This is a genomic window from Pigmentibacter sp. JX0631 (genome assembly GCF_029873255.1).
Lineage (GTDB): Bacteria > Bdellovibrionota_B > Oligoflexia > Silvanigrellales > Silvanigrellaceae > Silvanigrella.
In genome coordinates this window covers 3,521,261-3,538,789 of the sequence record NZ_CP123622.1, presented here as the reverse complement: position 1 = coordinate 3,538,789, position 17,529 = coordinate 3,521,261, and the positions used below count along the sequence as shown (strand labels likewise).

The 17,529-nt window shown below is 30.1% G+C and carries 19 protein-coding genes; 13 read left to right on the top strand and 6 right to left on the bottom strand.

The features are described from left to right. Window positions 1-103: 103 nt before the first annotated feature. Complete coding sequence (locus QEJ31_RS15285; protein ID WP_158997952.1) at window positions 104-373, top strand: hypothetical protein; 270 nt, start codon at window positions 104-106, stop codon at window positions 371-373. Next, window positions 370-1,011 carry a hypothetical protein gene (locus tag QEJ31_RS15280; protein WP_280591451.1) on the top strand — a complete coding sequence of 214 codons (642 nt, stop codon included), beginning with the start codon at window positions 370-372 and terminating at the stop codon, window positions 1,009-1,011. The genes QEJ31_RS15285 and QEJ31_RS15280 overlap by 4 nt, the downstream gene beginning before the upstream one ends. Window positions 1,012-1,015: 4 nt before the next feature. Here the strand turns inward: QEJ31_RS15280 and QEJ31_RS15275 are convergent, their stop codons facing one another. After that, window positions 1,016-2,122, bottom strand: a complete 1,107-nt coding sequence (locus QEJ31_RS15275) for a hypothetical protein (RefSeq protein ID WP_280591449.1) — start codon at window positions 2,120-2,122, stop codon at window positions 1,016-1,018. Between the two features lie 137 nt (window positions 2,123-2,259). Then, a complete protein-coding gene (locus QEJ31_RS15270) occupies window positions 2,260-2,892 on the bottom strand; it encodes a DUF177 domain-containing protein (RefSeq protein WP_280591447.1) in 633 nt (210 codons plus the stop codon). A gap of 407 nt (window positions 2,893-3,299) precedes the next feature. Between QEJ31_RS15270 and QEJ31_RS15265 the strand changes: the two genes are divergently transcribed. The 6 genes from QEJ31_RS15265 (at window position 3,300) to QEJ31_RS15240 (ending at window position 9,423) form a co-directional block, all read left to right on the top strand. Then, complete coding sequence (locus QEJ31_RS15265; protein WP_280591446.1) at window positions 3,300-3,557, top strand: flagellar FlbD family protein; 258 nt, start codon at window positions 3,300-3,302, stop codon at window positions 3,555-3,557. 65 nt (window positions 3,558-3,622) lie between these two features. After that, window positions 3,623-6,397 (top strand): hypothetical protein, encoded by a 2,775-nt coding sequence (locus tag QEJ31_RS15260; protein WP_280591444.1) that lies wholly within the window; start codon window positions 3,623-3,625, stop codon window positions 6,395-6,397. A 28-nt stretch (window positions 6,398-6,425) separates the two neighbouring features. Next, a complete protein-coding gene (locus QEJ31_RS15255; protein WP_280591443.1) occupies window positions 6,426-6,728 on the top strand; it encodes a hypothetical protein in 303 nt (100 codons plus the stop codon). Beyond that, the gene (locus QEJ31_RS15250; RefSeq protein WP_280591442.1) at window positions 6,725-7,225 is read left to right on the top strand and encodes a hypothetical protein; all 501 of its coding nucleotides are present in this window, start codon (window positions 6,725-6,727) and stop codon (window positions 7,223-7,225) included. The genes QEJ31_RS15255 and QEJ31_RS15250 overlap by 4 nt, the downstream gene beginning before the upstream one ends. Window positions 7,226-7,297: 72 nt before the next feature. Beyond that, window positions 7,298-8,500 (top strand): aminotransferase class I/II-fold pyridoxal phosphate-dependent enzyme, encoded by a 1,203-nt coding sequence (locus QEJ31_RS15245; RefSeq protein WP_280591441.1) that lies wholly within the window; start codon window positions 7,298-7,300, stop codon window positions 8,498-8,500. Continuing rightward, entirely contained in the window at window positions 8,497-9,423 is a 927-nt protein-coding gene (locus QEJ31_RS15240) for a 2,3,4,5-tetrahydropyridine-2,6-dicarboxylate N-succinyltransferase (RefSeq protein WP_280591439.1), read from the top strand. The genes QEJ31_RS15245 and QEJ31_RS15240 overlap by 4 nt, the downstream gene beginning before the upstream one ends. Window positions 9,424-9,430: 7 nt before the next feature. Here QEJ31_RS15240 and QEJ31_RS15235 read toward each other — a convergent pair whose 3' ends face one another. The 4 genes from QEJ31_RS15235 to QEJ31_RS15220 are packed head-to-tail and all read right to left on the bottom strand — an operon-like array spanning window position 9,431 to window position 12,447. Beyond that, the gene (locus tag QEJ31_RS15235; RefSeq protein WP_280591437.1) at window positions 9,431-10,132 is read right to left on the bottom strand and encodes an amino acid ABC transporter permease; all 702 of its coding nucleotides are present in this window, start codon (window positions 10,130-10,132) and stop codon (window positions 9,431-9,433) included. 1 nt (window position 10,133) lies between these two features. Further along, the gene (locus QEJ31_RS15230; RefSeq protein ID WP_280591436.1) at window positions 10,134-10,847 is read right to left on the bottom strand and encodes an amino acid ABC transporter permease; all 714 of its coding nucleotides are present in this window, start codon (window positions 10,845-10,847) and stop codon (window positions 10,134-10,136) included. A gap of 34 nt (window positions 10,848-10,881) precedes the next feature. After that, on the bottom strand, window positions 10,882-11,694 hold the full coding sequence (locus QEJ31_RS15225) for an ABC transporter substrate-binding protein (protein ID WP_280591435.1): 813 nt from the start codon (window positions 11,692-11,694) through the stop codon (window positions 10,882-10,884). A gap of 12 nt (window positions 11,695-11,706) precedes the next feature. Next, window positions 11,707-12,447, bottom strand: coding sequence for an amino acid ABC transporter ATP-binding protein (locus QEJ31_RS15220; protein ID WP_280591434.1), 741 nt, complete (start codon window positions 12,445-12,447; stop codon window positions 11,707-11,709). A 289-nt stretch (window positions 12,448-12,736) separates the two neighbouring features. On the opposite strand from QEJ31_RS15220, the gene QEJ31_RS15215 reads away from it, so the two are divergent. The 5 genes from QEJ31_RS15215 (at window position 12,737) to QEJ31_RS15195 (ending at window position 17,517) form a co-directional block, all read left to right on the top strand. Continuing rightward, on the top strand, window positions 12,737-13,501 hold the full coding sequence (locus QEJ31_RS15215; RefSeq protein ID WP_280591432.1) for a transporter substrate-binding domain-containing protein: 765 nt from the start codon (window positions 12,737-12,739) through the stop codon (window positions 13,499-13,501). Window positions 13,502-13,579: 78 nt separating this feature from the next. Next, window positions 13,580-14,329: a transporter substrate-binding domain-containing protein gene (locus QEJ31_RS15210; RefSeq protein ID WP_280591431.1), complete on the top strand. Its 750-nt coding sequence runs from the start codon at window positions 13,580-13,582 to the stop codon at window positions 14,327-14,329. A gap of 58 nt (window positions 14,330-14,387) precedes the next feature. Continuing rightward, complete coding sequence (locus tag QEJ31_RS15205; RefSeq protein ID WP_280591430.1) at window positions 14,388-15,137, top strand: transporter substrate-binding domain-containing protein; 750 nt, start codon at window positions 14,388-14,390, stop codon at window positions 15,135-15,137. A gap of 29 nt (window positions 15,138-15,166) precedes the next feature. Then, a complete protein-coding gene (locus QEJ31_RS15200; protein WP_280591429.1) occupies window positions 15,167-15,922 on the top strand; it encodes a transporter substrate-binding domain-containing protein in 756 nt (251 codons plus the stop codon). Window positions 15,923-16,035: 113 nt separating this feature from the next. Continuing rightward, window positions 16,036-17,517, top strand: coding sequence for a methyl-accepting chemotaxis protein (locus QEJ31_RS15195; RefSeq protein ID WP_280591428.1), 1,482 nt, complete (start codon window positions 16,036-16,038; stop codon window positions 17,515-17,517). Window positions 17,518-17,529: the final 12 nt, after the last annotated feature.

Sequence of the window (17,529 nt, the reverse complement as noted above, 5' to 3'; positions counted from 1 at the left end):
AGTTTAAAGCAAATAAAGCTTAAATAAGTGTCATTTTTGTCTGTACAAAATTTATATTTTGTACGCAAATCTTTTTTTTTAACTTACTTTTGTAGGGTGAAATATGAAAGAAAGTCGTTGCCCCTATCATGTTAAGCAAGGATTAGTTGATTCTGAGGGAAAATTAATTTTAAGTGATGTCTGTGGAGTGAAGTCAGCTTGTGGTTCGGTTTGTCCTCACGCCCCTTTTAAAGATAATTCACATAAAGAGTGTTCCCGATATGTGACTCATGTTAGAGGTGCTGAGCGACAAGTACTTGTTCCGAAGAACGATATAGAGTATTTGCCCGAAGTGAGTGGTTTAAGCAATTTTAGTGAGATAGATCTCTTGTGAATCTAAGTTCTAATACTATAAGTAAAAAGTATCACATCCAAAGGAAGTCTAATCCTATAGATTCAATAGGTTATGAGGTTGACTTTTGTGACACTGAGACTAATGCACTCATAAAAGTAGCGATGTTCTCCAATGTTAAATCGGAAACTGCAGAAATAAGTGAATTTTTTCAAAAATTATTAAAAAAGTATTCCATTATTTCTGATCGGAAGCCTTTTAAAGCTCTTTTTTCCATTTTTTCTTATGCTAAATTTAAAGAAAAATTTCTTTTAGCAGCAGCAGAAGAAATAAAAATAGCAAGAGTTAGTTGGCTTTTAGAAAAGTGTGATCCTTATGAACTTGCAATTATCGATGCTAAAAATTCACTGCAATATTTTTCTAATCTTGAAAAACATTTATTTGACAAATATGTTGCTGAATGGGATTCACCACAAAAGCTTTTCTTTTTTGAGTTTAAAAATCTTAGAAAGAAAATAATTTTCCAATTTTTCCGCAAAAATATGCATTTCATTTTGTTCTGGTGCTTGATTTTTTTAGCAGTTTTCCTTGGATTGCATATAACATCAAAAGAAAACTCATTAACAATGTGGCAGCAATTAAAAGGTTGGATTTTCTTTTTGTTGCAGAGATTAAATTAACTCATTATTTTAATGAATTTTCATTACTTATCATAAAGTAAGGTTTTTTTGGAAGACAACATTTATTATTTAAATCCCATAACCAAAATTTGCAACTAGGAAATATATCGCAACTATTTTCTTCAGAAAGAAAAACTTCTTTTCGAGAAAGTAAATTTGTTGTTGAAGAATTTTTGGAATTCGAACTGCTTAAAGTATCTTCTCTATTTATATCCTGCTTCTTTAGAGGAAGTGCAAGCAAAATAGTTTTTTGGGAAGGAAAAAGCTGATTTTCAATTTTTGATTTATTATCAAATTCTAAATTATTTTTAGATATCTGCTTACTGAAGCTTAATTTAGAATTTGAAGAAAATATTTCATTTAATTTGTTGAAGGATTTTTTATTCTCATTTTCTGAAGGTGAAACAATTTGACTCTTTTTTTCGAGATGTAAATTTTCACTTGCTAATGTTTGCCCTGGTTCAATTTTTTTAATTTCAGTACTGGTTAATTTTTTTTCAGGCACTGATAAAGGTTGTTGTGTAACTATTTTTTCATTTATTTGGAGAGGTATTTTTGGTTCTTTAGGCTGTTGAGTAACAATTTTCTCGCTTTTTGGGAGAGGTATTTTTGGTTCTTTAGGCTGTTGAGAAACAATTTTCTCGCTTTTTTGGAGAGGTATTTTTGGTTCTTTAGGCTGTTGAGTAACAATTTTTTCGCTTTTTTGGAGAGGTATTTTTGGTTCTTTAGGCTGTTGAGAGATTACTACATTGTTATTATTATTGGGTTTTTTAATTTCATTCTTTTTAGCAACTTCTGTTTTTATTTCAGAAGATTGATTTTGCTTTGTTAGCATGCTTTTTGGTAAGATAATCACCTCACCAACATAAATACAATTACCATTGCTCTCTTGTTTATCTGGATTAAGTTTAAGTACTTCTGCTAAAGATCCATTTTTTCCATAAATTGGTTTTAGTGAAAGTTTTTGCAATACAGTTGAAAGATTATCATTAGGTTGCACTGTGTATTCATAAACTTCTTCATTTGCAAATGCAGAAAAAGATACGGTAAAAAGAACCAAAATTGTCCATTTTACTTTCATTTTTCTTACTATAAATTGCAAAAAGCACATACAATACCCTCATTCTAATGAAGGAAAACCTTATTTTCTTTTCGGAAAATTATTTATAGATAATGAATAGATTTAGATAAATAGCTAATATTTTATAGAATTTAAAGAAAAGATTTGAAAAATCTTAAAGATACCTGCTAATTTAATTTGTTAAAATTACTGCAGTTTTTCTTATGATTAACTGTTCTTAATTTTCCATTTATGTCAGTTAAATTCAATTCTTCTCCACATTCAGAGCATAGCCCCAAGCAATTTTCGCGGCATAAAGGCAATTCAGGAATTGCACAATACAATGAATCTATTATCATTTCATCGAATATTAAGATATTTCCATTGTAGTAATAAGTTTCAAGATCTTCTAATCCAATTTCCCATTCATCCTGCTCGTTTTTCGAATTACTTCCCTTAAAAGTATTTGAAATAGATTTTTCTTGGGCTGATTGCGGTGTATAAAAGCAATTTATTTGTGCTGAAAGTTTGCTTCTAAATTCAGTTAAAGAACGTACACATTCGAGAAGAGGTTCAAACTCAATTTCTCCAGAAATTCTAAAAAGCATATGTTCTTTTACTATTTTTAAGAATCCAGTTATGCTTTTGTATTCTTGGAAATTTGGAGTCAAAGAAAATTCAGTTAGAAATCCAATGGTACTTTCTGAAACTAGGCCATCTTCTAAATACAATACATTTCCAAGTGGTTTGTCGTTCTTCCCAAAAATAACTGTTACTTCATTGCCAATTTTAGGGATGCTTAGAGAAATGTTTTTTTTCATATGTATAAAAAATCCTTAAATGAAAAGAAAAACAAAGAAATAGGAGAATAAGTTGAACTTCGTTTCCAAATTGGAATTATGATAAAAAGATAAAACATGCAAAGGAAATAAGATTTTTTTCAGAAAAAAATCTATTGTTAAGAAGAATTAAAACTTCCCGTGAATGCCGAGAAAATTGAATCTTAAAAAAATCTCAATAGTGTATATGATTAGTACTTTAGTAGAAGCTTTAAAGTACCATTTTTTTCCTTTTTTTTCTGCAAAAAATCAAAAAATTCGACTAATTCTTGAAATTTACTCACTGATGTATGGAAAGCGTATATTAAAAAAAATTGCTGGATGTTTAACATACATTTTAAATATATTGGTATGATAGGGAAGTTATCCAAAATAAAAGGAGGTATCTAGTGATAAAACTTACTAGAATAGATGGGACTGAAATTTTTTTGAATCATATGAACATTCAATGGATAGAATGCATCCCAGACACTACCATAACCGTAATGAATGGAGCTAGAATAATAGTCAAAGAAAAAATTGAAGAAGTTTTAAACTTAATAAGAGTCGAATTGAAAATAGAGCAACAGTTAACAGTTGCTTCACCAGAAAATTATTTTCTAAATACCAAATTCGAGAATGAGGAAAAAAGTTCCCAAAAGACATAAATTTTCCTGAGTTTTAATTTCAAATTTAATACCGAAAAGCATTAGCATAATATTAGGATCTGTTAATGCTCGGCAAAAAAATTAGATTTTTATACATTCTTGGAATTTTGCAGCTGCTACTTACAGCAAAATTTGTAATTGCTCAAGAATGGCCAACCCTTTTTCTTCCAGAAGATATCATTCCTGAAAATAAAAATGATCTCAAAAAAATAGAAAAGATGACTGCGAAAACTTTTGAAAAAATGTCATCAGATGACGTACGGAATAAAATTTATCAATCATTTTATTTTATTGCAGATTTTCTCAGCAGTACAAAAGGAGAATTACCAAAAGGGTGGTTTGAATCGAAAAAAGATCCTGAAAAATCTTTAATTCATGGATTTCCTCCAGAATTGAAAAGACCTCCACTCCAAATCTTTTTCCCAGCATATAATTTAAATGTAATTGGATATTTTTTTAGCGATGACAAATACATTTCAAGACTTAATGTTTGCCAAGGATTCTGGTTAGAAGAAAGGTTACAAAAAGCATATGACTGTATGTTTTTTCTGCAAATGGATCTAGCAAAAGATAATGTTCCAATAAATTCGTTAACACGAATTCAAGTAAACATATTGCATGGCTTTCTTTTTCTTTATTTAGCTACAAATGAAGTAAAAGACGTACATATTTGGAATGCAAAAACGATTCCTCCTTCTCCTCAAGAATTTACTGAAGGGGATCACTATGCAATGGCGAGAGCCATTTTTGCGTATGTCGCAAACCAAATAGATGATTCACTATACTTGCCTAAAGAAAAAACTAAGGTAATTGAAAATGTTTACAAACACGCATTTGAAAATCCAGTTTTTTTCAAAGTTTCTACTAAAATTAGTTCAAAAAAAACTACAGTAACATTTATTCCGGAACATTTGGATCCACTTTTGTGGATTCAGACAGTTATGCCTATTGTTTATGCGAATACTATGGCTATGAATCAAGGAATTCTTCTGTGGCAAAGGGCATTTAATTCAGCCTTAAAATTAGAAAAATATTTTGATTATTTTGTTTATCCAAAAATGCCAGAAGGTTCACCAATAGAAATCTTTGATAGACCATTGGTAACTAGAGAAATATATATATCTCCTAAAAATAATACTGATTTTTTAGTAGCCTCAGATTTATTTAGAACATCTGCTATGTTAAAAGCAAAAGATCCTGGCAAAGCTCTTGAATACATCGCAGCCGGAATTTTAAAAAAGGGACATCCTGAAATTTCTTCGTTACTTTTTACCTTATCTGCCAACGCCTATTTTGATTTAGATTTATTAAGATGGGCTAGAAGATCATATTCCTGGGCGGAATTAATATCAAAACCTTTTGCTCTGAAAGTTCCAAGTTCACTTTTTTATGGAGCTGAAACTGCTTATTGGTTGGGTTATTATGATATCGCAAAAAAAGGATTTGAAAGATTTACATCCCTTATTGGAGATCCTGAATATGGTCCTTGGGCATATTTAAGACTGGCTGAGATTGCTGAAAGACAAGGTGAAAGTGACAAGGCCAAAAATAAATATGAAATGCTTTTACGAAAATTTAATAAACATCCTGTTTCGGCTGATGCACAAGTTAGACTTTTTTGTTTATACGAAAATTCTTTAAGTAAACGGGCTAGAATGGTTGAATATGCAAAAGTCCAGGAGAAAATTAAAGATGCGAGAGATTTGCTAAAAAAGCAAGCTAAGGCTTGTCTTTTAAAAGTTGATTTGGACAATCTTCAAGCAGATGCAGAAATAGATAGTAAAAACAATGTCGTAGAGAAATCTTTAAAACAAAAGAAGGCAATAGATAATTATGCGAAAGAATTTCCAGATAGTGAATTTTTAGGTCTTTTTAATAGTAGATTAAAAGAGTTAGAGCTTTCTGTTGGAACATTTTTAGCAACCGAAAATGCCTGTTTTGAGCTTCTTGACTACTTCAAAAAAAATAAAGAAGCTATTCAATCTCTTGAGAAAAATAATCATCATTATGTCAAAGGATTAAAGTGGGAAAAAGAAGAAAAGCTAAAAGTTTTAAGATGTAGCGCTTTTGTGAAGGATTTTCCAATTTGGAATGAAATGCGAAAATCTGAGGTAGGAAGTGATGGAGATCCCTTGCATTCTGAATTTTATCGAATGATGTTCAATCCTTCTGTAGATAATGCCCTAAGAGCCTATGATAGCTTAAAAAAATCAAATGAAAGTTGGAAAGAAGACTTAGCTAAAGTTGAAAGAGCTCAATTTGATTTTATTTTAAATAAAGAATTTTGGTCATTATTAACGTTAAGAGAGCTCATAAAATTCGATTTATTATCTTCAAAGTCTTCGAATAATCTACTAAGTACAGCAGTTTCTCAAGATTTATTTAAAGAGCCAAAACAAATTTTTTCTTCAACAACATTTTGTGCATGGATGTTAAGATCTTCTCCTAGTTTCAATAAAGAAAAATGGCTTCAAATTTTAGATTTAAAGGCAAGTAAAGAATGGATAATCCTTTTAAGCGACAAAAAAAATGAGAAAAATTTACCCTGTGAAAAAGGGTTTGCGAAAGCAATTTTTACATATTTTCTAAAAAACCCTGATAGTACTTTTGATGAAAAAATTTTATACCCATATTTACAAAATAAAGGATTAGCAGATGCTAGTGAAGAATGGCTACAATATGTTCAAAGGATTGAGAAAAATAGAGGGAAGCAGGATAAAGAAGTGATCGAAATATATCGAAAGTTAAGAAAAGAAGCAAAAGTACCCCTCGTCAAAGATGCCGCAGACTTATGGTTCAAAAAGAATATGCCAGATGAAGCCGATAAGTTATTATGGTGAGAGAAACCTAGCAATTTAGGGAGATGACATGGGAAGCATTGTGCAACTATCTAAAAAAAGAGAACAAAAAGAAAAATCTAAACAAAATTCAAAGCTTAAAGCTCCTGATGGAGAAACAGTAAGATTATGGCGTCTTTCTATGGAAATTGATGATTTAATAAAAAAAGGTGTCATGAATGATTCTTTGCCACCCGATGAAATTGCTACTATTCTATCACATAGACTAGGTACCTTAATTTCTTGTTGTGATAAGCCAGAAGAACTTGCGAAGTTTTGTGCGCATATCATAGAGCGAATGAATTCTAATTGTATTACAGGTGAACCTGCATGACGAATATTTTGTCTTTTGATTGGGAAAAAGATGACTACGTTAGAATATCAGGAATGGTAGATGAAAATGCTGATTTTAGTGAGTTATATAAAAAACATCACGAGGTACTTTTTTTAGATTTAAAGGGAGTACATAGAATTAACAGTAGTGGTGTTAGAAAATGGGTTTTAGCTCTTGATAAATTAAAAGATGTTGAACTACATTATATAAATTGTTCATTTCCTGTGGTAGATCAACTATCAATGGTTCCAGAATTTATAAATAAAAAATCTTATGTAGAATCATTTGATGCACGTTACGTTTGTGAAAATGATAATACAACTCATATTTTTAATTTAGTAGTAGGTTTTGATATACAACCAGGATTAAAAAAATATGAAGATGGTCCTGAACGATTTTGCCCAAATTGCAAAAATCGTTTGGAATTTGATCACAATCCAGATAGTTATCTTTTTTTTCTTAGCAACTTACATCCAAAGAAAAAAGCAGCGAGTTAATAACACACTCTTGCTGTTAAGACTGCAAAAAGTTATACAACTTTGTACTTAAATTTTTTGTACGAGGTGTGTATGACAAAGTTAGATGAATTGAACTCCTGGTTGTTAGCATTGAGACCTTTTGGTTTAACAAAAAATGATGAAATAAAAAGTAAATTAGAAGCTCAAAATATTGAAGTTTTTGATTTCACTTTAGGTGATCCGAAAGAACCAACTCCTGATTTTATCAAAAAAGCTTTAATAGAAAATATTGATTCAGTGAGCCAATACCCACAAAATGTAGGTTCTTTGCAATTAAGACAAACTTGTGCAAGATGGATAAAAACTAGATTATCAATAGACATAAACGCGCAAAACCAAATAATTTCTTCAAATGGTAGTAAAGAAGCAATATTTCATATTCCACATGTGCTTTTAAATTCATCTTCTGCTAGAAGAATGATTATAAGTCCTGAGCCTGGATATCCTGTGTACAAAGCTGGAACTGTTTTAGCTGGTGGAATTCCTTATGTTAATCCGTTGAAGACGGATAAAAATTATATTTTCGATCCAGGTGAAGTACCATCTGAATTAACAAAACAAATTGCGGCAATATGGTTATGTTATCCACATAATCCAACAGGTGCTGTCATTAAAAAAAATCAAATGGAAAAAATATATGAGTGGGCTTGTGAACATGATATTATAATTTTATCAGATGAATGTTATATAGATATGTATTATGAAGGAAACGAAAGTCCTAATTCTTTTTTAGAAATATCTAGTAAACAAAACTTTAAAAATGTAATTTGTTTTTTTTCACTTAGTAAACGTAGTGGTATGACTGGATATCGATCTGGATTTGTTGCTGGAGACTCTGAATTATTAACATTATATGCAAAATATCGTTTAAATGTTGGATTAGGAACTCCTGATTTTATTCAAAAAGCAGCAATTTCTGCCTGGTCTGATACAACTCATGTGAAAGAAAGAAACAAGATATTTGCGAAAAAAAGAGAATTAGTCGATGCTTTTTTTAAGGCAAATAATATTTCAGTGTTACCTAGTTGTGCGACTTTTTATGTGTGGGGTAATGTTCCTAATTCTTATCAATCTGATTTTGAATTTGTTAATAAAATTTTGGAAACTACAGGTATTATGCTAACACCGGGGTCTGTTTTTGGTGAATCGTGTAACAGAAATTTTAGAATGGCTTTAGTCCCAACTGTTAATAAAATTTCTGAATGTTTAAATATATGGCAAACAAAAATAAATTCTGGAGACATTAAATTATGATAACATTAACATATCAAGAATTAGAAGAACTCGAAACTAGTATTAAGACACTTGTAAATGATAATGACCTTTTACAAAGAAAATCTTCACAAGAAATTATTTATCAGTGTCTTCGTTACTTAGAAAATGGAACATTGAGAGTTGCATCTCCAAAAGGGGAGGGACCAAATTGCGGTGAAGTTGAAATGCGAGAACTTAGTGAATGGGAAGTTCATCCTTGGGTTAAGCAATCTATCTTATTAGCTATGAAAATTAGAACGGTTGAAAGTTTTAAATGGGAGTTAGAAGGAAATTCAAAAGTATTAGGACAAGAAAGAGTCCATGCAGGAGTTTTGGGTTATCACGACAAACTTGATGTGAGAAAAGATCTAGCTAATTTTGGTGTCAGAGCTGTTTATGGCTCGATAGTACGTGAAGGAGCTTATGTATCTAAAGGTGCAATATTAATGCCAAGTTTTGTGAATATAGGCGCTTGGGTAGGACTTGGAACAATGATTGATACTTGGGCTACGGCCGGCAGTTGTGCACAAGTTGGTAAAAATGTTCATGTTGCCGGAGGTGTTGGCATTGGTGGCGTTCTTGAGCCGGAAAATGCCAAACCTGTAATGATTGGCGACAATGCATTTCTAGGCAGTAGAGTGATAGTGGTTGAAGGAACTATTGTTAGTGAAGGCGCTGTTTTAGCAGCAAATGTGTCATTAACTTCTTCAACTCCAATTTATGATGTTACTACTTCGGACAAAAAAGAATACCGAGGTTTTGTTCCTCCTAACGCTGTTGTTGTTGCAGGTACGAGAGTAAAATCATTTCCTGGTGGAGATGTTCCAATTCAATGTGCATATATTATTGCTTATCGAAGTGCAAAAAGTGATTCAAAATTAAGTTTAAATAATATTTTACGTGAAACTGGAATACCAATTTAATAGTTATTTAGATTGACTTTTTCCAAGCTAATGCTTTTTCGAGCCATCTGCTTAGACTTGTGAATGCAAAACAAATTATAAAATAAATAATTGCAAGAAAAATAAATATTTCAGCTGCATAGTTTTGTGTTCTATTGTTTATTTGTTGTGCAACTTGGGTTAGTTCTGAAACTCCAACAATATAGCCAAGAGAAGTATCTTTTATTAAAGAAACAAATTGGTTTACAAATGAGGGAATCATATTCCTTAGGCCTTGAGGTAGAACAACGTACCGCATGGTTTGCCAATAAGTCATTCCGCTTGACATAGAAGCTTCTGTTTGGCCTTTAGGTATACTTGCTATTCCTGCTTTCACAATTTGTGAAATATAACATGATGTAAAAATAGTTAGTGCGCAAATAACTGTTCCATTCTCAGGAAATTTTCCGCCAGTTAAAATAGGTAACAAAAAAAACATCCAAAAAATTACCATCAATAAAGGCATTGCTCTGATTAAATTGACAATAAAAGAAACTGGGGTTCTTATGAAAGAACTTCTTGATATACAAAGTAATCCCAAAATTAATCCACCAATAATTGAAAAAGAAACAGAAATAAAAGCAAGAATAATAGTAAGTGCCAAACCTCCTAAAGGTCCATTTGGATAGCGTCCAATCATTAATTGTAAAAAATTATTATGTAATACGCTGAGATCAAAGATACTTTCCATATCAAACAGTTCCTTTGCCTATTGGGTTTAGAACTTTTTTGTCATAAATTGTAATTATTCCAGAAATGACAAAGGAAAAACATACATAAATTAAAGTAGCAGCAAAAAAGGCTTCAAAACTTTTAAATGATTGACTTTCAATTTGTCTCGCTTGGTAAGTAATTTCTGCAACACCAATAACCATTGCCATAGATGAATTTTTTGCCAGATTTAAAAATTGATTTATCAATGGAGGAATTGTTAAACGTACAGCTTGAGGAAGAATTATATAATGCATAGATCTTACATATGAAAAACCACTACTTCTTGCTGCTTCCATTTGTTCCTTTGGAATTGATGAAATTCCTGATCGAATATCTTCAGCAATAAAAGCAGAAGTATAAAATGTTAGAGCTATAACAGCTGCTGCAAATTCAAAATTCATAGTATTTAACCAATCGTTAACAACGGTTGGTAATACTTGATAAGAACCAAAATACCAAAAAAATAATTGGACAATGAGAGGTGTATTTCTAAAAAATTCAAGGTAACATTGAGCAAATATTCTTATAGGACTAAAATGTGCTAGACGCATTACTGCTAAATTTAACCCTAGAAAAAACGCAAGTACACATGAAATGACAGATAGTTCAATTGTTGTGACAAGTCCACTTACTAACATATTCGTATATTTTTCTGTTAGTAGAATAGAGAAATCAAATTGATAAGAAGACATAAAATCATTCCTAAATATTTAATTGTTTATTCTTCTAGGGCGTGATTTTAAAATCTTTTGTTAAGGGAACTGAGGAATTTGGGCCAAACCATTTTACAAATGTTGCATCTGCTTTTCCATCTTTTTCCATTTCAAGTAAAGTTTGATTTACAATTTTTAACAATTCAGGATTCTTTTTATTAACACCGATACCATAAGGTTCTTTAGAAATATCGAATGAGGGTAATTCAAAATCATTTTTCTTAGTAGCTTTTGAAAGAATTCCAGCCAAAATCGATTCATCTGTAGTTATAGCAAATACTTTTCCTTGTTGGAGAGCTAAAAAAGCTTGGGGATAGTCATCAAAAGAAAGTATTTTAGCACTTGGAATTGCTTTAGCAGCATTAATTTCCGAAGTAGATCCTTTTGTAGTACCTATTTTTTTATTTTCTAAGTCTTTTAAAGACTTCACTGTTCCCTTTTTTACAATAAATTTTTGTTTTGATACAAAATAAGGATAACTAAAATTAATTTGTTTAGCTCGTTCAGAAGTTATAGTCATTGTGCAAGCTAATAAGTCAACATTATCTTCCATTAGCAGTGGTATTCTATTAGCTGATGTCACTGGTTTCAACTCTACTTTTACTCCTAATTTATCAGCTATAGCTTTTGCAAAATCAATATCATAACCCTCTAGAGTACGAGATTTTTCATTCACAAATCCGAACGGATACAAAGAATCTTTCACACCAACAACAAGGATATTTTTTTTCTTAATTTCGCTAACGTCAGCCTGAACACTTGTAACGTAAAAAAAAGGGATTAAAGAAAGAATGGAAATAAATAATTTTCTGTTCATTAATTGCATGTGAAACTCCTATTAAGCTTGCATTGGTGTTAAAACTTGCTTTAAAAATTGTTGCGCTCTTTCAGATTTAGGATGATTAAAAAAATCATTTGGCTCAGAAACTTCGACAATTTTACCAGCATCAATAAAAACTATTCTATTAGCAACTTCACGAGCGAATCCCATTTCATGAGTAACAACCATCATTGTTATATCGCCTTTTGCTAAATCCTTCATAACTTTTAAAACTTCTCCGATCATTTCAGGATCAAGTGCCGAGGTTGGTTCGTCAAAAAGCATTATTTTAGGTTGCATAGCTAGACCTCTGGCAATAGCGACTCTCTGTTGTTGACCTCCTGATAGTTGCGCAGGATAGGAGTCTTTTTTATTTGCAAGTCCAACTTTATTAAGTAAATCAAGTGCTATTTTTTCAGCTGCGGATTTATTTATTTTTTTCACTTTAATTGGAGCTAAAGTTATGTTTTCTAGAACAGTTAAATGTGGATAAAGATTAAATTGCTGAAAGACAAATCCAATTTCTCCTCGCAGTGTATTTAAATTTATTTTCGGATCTGTTACTTTAGTGCCGTCAACGATGAGTTCACCATCGTCTACAGTTTCAAGAGCGTTAACAGTTCGTATAAGAGTAGATTTGCCGGAACCAGATGGACCACATACGACTACCACTTCACCTTTTTTTACAAATAAATTTATATCATTTAAAACGTGAAGTTTTTTATTGTACCATTTATGAATACCTTTAAATTCGATCATGCTAGCTTCCCATTTTTTCCATAACCATTAAATTAAATACCTTAATCACTTAAAATACCAAAAATTAAAAATTTTTACAAAAAAAAATATAACTTTATAAAAGTCAATTGTGAATTTAACAAAAGTAAATTTTTTTTCAAGCGGAATAAGATTTTTGTTATCGAATATTCTTCTTTTTTTTTCAAGCGGAATAAATCGAATTTAATTCGCCAATTAATTGACTATAATTGTTTAAAAATATCTTAGATAATATAATAAATTATAAATTTATAAAATTAGGGATATGTAAATGCTGAATTATAAAAAAATATCCACACTAATTGCTTTATTTGGCTCTTGTTACATAACAAATAAAACAAATGCTCAAGATATAAAAATTTTTACTGAAAATGTTGCAGGAGAAGTTGAAAGACTGAATAATGGAAAAGTAACTGGAATATTTGGAGAAATAGTTACTCAAGCACTTGAAAGTCAAAATATTAAATATGAATTTATTTGGACAAGATGGAAGTTAGCACAGCAAAAAGTACAAGAAAATGCGGATAAGAAAAGTTTTATCCTACCTTTGACCAGAATTCCTGAAAGAGAAAAAAAATATATTTGGGTAGCTAAAATATGTGATATTGAAACATTCTTTATTACAAAAAAAGGCAACAAAAAAATAAATAGTCTGAAAGAAATTAATGATAAAAAGATTGGTGTCCAAGTAGGTACATCCTATGAGCAGAAAATTTTAAATCAAAAAGGAAAAGCTTTTAAAGATGAAGTAGCTTCAGTTCCATATGATCAATTAAATGTGAAAAAATTACTACTTGGAGAAATTTTTGCCTGGTATACCAGTTCAATATCTGGAAAAGCAAATATAGTTGCTGAGAAGATAGATTTAAATCAGTTTGAATATGGAAGTAAAATTGATGTGGAAGAAAATTTTATTGCAACAAATTTAAAGGCAGATCTTAAATTAATTGAAAAAGTTGCTAAAGCTTTTGAACAGTTTAGAAAAACTGAAAAATATATGGAAATTATAAAAAAATATGTTCCTAATAAAAACTAATCTGACAGAATATTGACTTTGTAATTTTGAAAGTAAATTGTTTAATTAAGTGATAGCTAATTTTATTAAGGAGTTTTTATGATTAATCAAAAAAAATTTATTTTGTTGCCTTTGTTTTTTTTCGCATTTACGAACGCAACAGCACAAGATATTTCAATTTTAACTGAAAACTTTCCATCAGAGACAGAAAAAATCGGAGAAAATCAAGTTAGTGGAATTGGTGGCGATATTGTTACAAAGGCTTTAGAAGCTAAGAAAATTTCTTTTAAAATGGTTTGGTCACCATGGAAAAGAGCACAACAAGAGACACTTGCTAATTCAGATAAAAAATCATTTGTCATACCTTTAACGCGTAATTCAGAACGGGAGGCAAGTTACAATTGGGTAGCTAAACTTTATGATGCTGATACCGCATTTCTTACGTTAAAAGCAAATAAAAAACTTGATAGTATAGCAGATGCTAAAGGTAAAAAAATAGGTGTTTTACTTGGTTCATCTTATGAAGGCTTTATTGCAGATGCAAAACATGGATTAAGTAAAGCTGATATTGAAGCAGTACCGAACGATGCAACAAATGCAAAAAAACTCGACGCCGGAAAAATATATGGTTGGTATTCGGGAGTAATAGGAGCAGTTGCGGCTCTAAAAGCTGAAAAAATAGAAATTAGCAAAATAGAAATTGGTAAAAATATAGACCGTGAAGAAAATTATATTGCAACAGCTAAAAATACTCCAGCAGAATTGGCAAATAAAGTAAAAGATGCGATAGAAAGCTTTAAAAAGACTCCCCAATATGCGGCAATTATTAAAAAGTATGCTGGAAAATAATTCAATTAATGTATAAAGTAATTTATTCCTAGCGTAATTAATAAAAATAGAGGAATTTATGAAGAGAAATTTAAAAATTTTAGCAGTTTCTATTTCTGTTTTAGCTTGTGGCTCAATATATGCGGAAGATATTACCATTTGTACACAAGTATTACCTTCTAAAACGGATAAATTAGGAGAAAATCAAGTTGGTGGTATAGGTGGTGAAATTATTACAAAAGCATTGGCGGCAAAAAAAATAAGTTTTAAGATGAATTGGTTACCTTGGAAGCGAGCCCAAGAGGAAACTTTAGCTAATAGTGACAAACAATCTTTTATAATACCATTTACAAGAAATGCAGAAAGAGAACCCAACTATAATTGGGTTTCAAAACTTTATGATGCAGAAACTGTATTTATCACAAAAAAAGGAACAACTAAGTTAAATTCTATTTCTGAAGCTAAAGGCAAAAAAATTGGTGTATTGTTAGGTTCTTCTTATGAAACTGCAATTTCAAATGAAAAAAACGGATTAAATAAAGCTGATATTGAAGCTGTACCCAACGATGCAACAAATGCAAAAAAACTGGAAGCAACAAAAATATATGCATGGTATACAGGCGTTATTGGTGCAATTGCTACATTTAATGTAGAAAAAATGGCCATAGATTCTTTTGAATTTGGCAACAAAATAGATATTGAAGAAAATTATATTGCTACTTCTAAAGGAACAGCAAAGGAACTAGTAGAGAAAGTTAAAGATGCAATTGAAGCATTTAAAAAGACTGCTGAATACAAAACTATCATTAAGAAATATACTGGTAAGTAGTTTTTTGATTAGTTACTAAAGGTAAATAAATGACAACTTTTAAAAAATATTTTTTGACGTCTATTATAGCTTTATCAACTATTCCATTTACAGTTTTTGCAGAAGATGTAACTATATTCACTCATGATTTTCCTTCTAAAACTGAAAAATGGGGGGAGAATCAAATTGGTGGAATAGCTGGTGAAATTATTTCTCAAGCGTTCAGACATAAAAATATTACATTTAAAATTATTTGGGAGCCATGGATTAGAGCACAAGAAGACTGTCTGGCAAATACTGACAGTAAATCTTTTATAATACCATTTACAAGAAATGCTGATAGAGAAAAAAAATATTTATGGGTTTCGAAAATTTATAATGCTGATACCGTTTTTATTAGTTATAAAGGTACAAAACCCATTAATTCAATTGAAGATGTAAAAAATAAAAAAATAGGTGTAATGTTAGCAACTTCATATGAAACATTTTTGTTAAATCAAAAGTTAAATAAACAAAATATTATTCCAGCTCCAAAAGATTCACAGAATATAAAAGCATTAGAAGAAAAAACAATTGATGCATGGTATACATCTGTAATTGGAGCTCTTAGTTTTTTGAAAGAGCAAAAATTAAATATAGATTATTATACATTTGGGAATAAAATTGATACTGAAGAAAATTATATAGCTACGACTCAAAAAACCCCAGAAAAACTTATTCATAAAGTAAAACAAGCAATTGAAAGCTTTAAAAAAACACCACAATATGCTGCAGTCGTGCGAAAGTATACCGGAAAAAATCCTTAATTAGAAGATATTACAAGTCTTTAATCTATAATTATATTAAATCATAAATATAATTAGGTAAATTTTATCTATTGCCTACCGAATAGTTGTCATAATTTTATTTTGGTAGAAAGATGGATATTAAAGAAAAACCTTTAAATATAAAAATCTTGCTGATAATTATTCCTATCACAGTATGTTCGATAGGTTTATACTTCGTTTATCAAATAATAGATACAAAAAAACAATTTCAAATAGAATTTGACAATACTATCATAAATTCTATGGTTATTTTAAAACCCTCTTTATCAGCTAATATTTATAATTTAGAAAAAAACAACGTATCTAATTCTATTAAAGGATTGTTTATTAATGAAAATATTCATAAAGCACTGATCTTTAGTGAAAAAAAGACACTATTTACCGGAGTTCAAATAAAACCTGATAAAACTTACATTGATCTTCCTGATGAGACAAAAATTTCAGATTTCACTGAAGATCTTGATTTTAAAACAATTCAAGGTGTCATTTCAAAAACAAAAGGCAATAAAAGCATTTATATATCCCCAATTATTGATCAAGAATCAAAAAGATTTGACGGAATTATGATTATTGAAGCCGATTTGAGTAAACTTTTTAGCCAAATTTTGCGAATGATCATCGGTGCTATTCTTGGAGTCTTGTTTTGTGTTATTTCGATTATTGTTTTATCTTTTTATATTATAAATAAAATAATTACAAAACCTTTAGCAAATTTAACAAAAGAAGTTGGTGAAAAATCAGATGATATATATGCGACAAATCAAAATTTAAATGTCTCTTTCGTAAAAGTATCAACTTTATCAGAATCGCAAACTGAAACTATGGATAAAATACTGCAACAGATGAATAAGATGGTTGAAAGTGTTGATGTTACAAATAAAAGAGCAGAAGACTGTAATAGAATTGTAGACAACTTAAATGAAAAGACTAAACAAGGGAACAGTATTGTTGGTACAATGATTTCTGCTGTTGAAAAAATTGATAAAGCAAGTTTAAATTTAAAAGAAATTTCTAAAATAATTAATAATATTTCTGCTAAAGCGACTGTAATAAATAATATTGTATCTAAAACAGAATTGCTATCTTTAAATGCTTCAATTGAAGCTGCAAGGGCAGGTGCACTGGGGAAAGGATTTTCTGTAGTAGCTGAAGAGGTTGGAAATTTAGCAAAAATGAGTGGAAAAGCTGCTAAAGAAATTGATAATCTTATAACAGAAAGTCAAAAAGTAGCTAATGCCGTAATATTGGAAATGAATAATAGTGTTCTTGAAATGAAAAATAATTCTAGTAATGTTTCAAAATCTTTTCATGAAATAGCAGGAGAAGTTGTTAATATATTAAATAATACAAAAGAAATTCAGAATTCAACTACTCTTCAATCGCAAAGCATTAATGAAGTACAAAGTTCAGTAAATTTAGCAGGTTCAATTAATTCTAATGCAAAAGATGAAATGAGCGGATTGATTAATTTAGGAAAAGAAATTGATGATCAATGTGAAAAACTTAACCAAGTCATGCAGTCAATGAATTTAATTATTGCTGGAAAACCGAGTAAAATTTCTAAAACGAAGTAAGTATAAGATAAT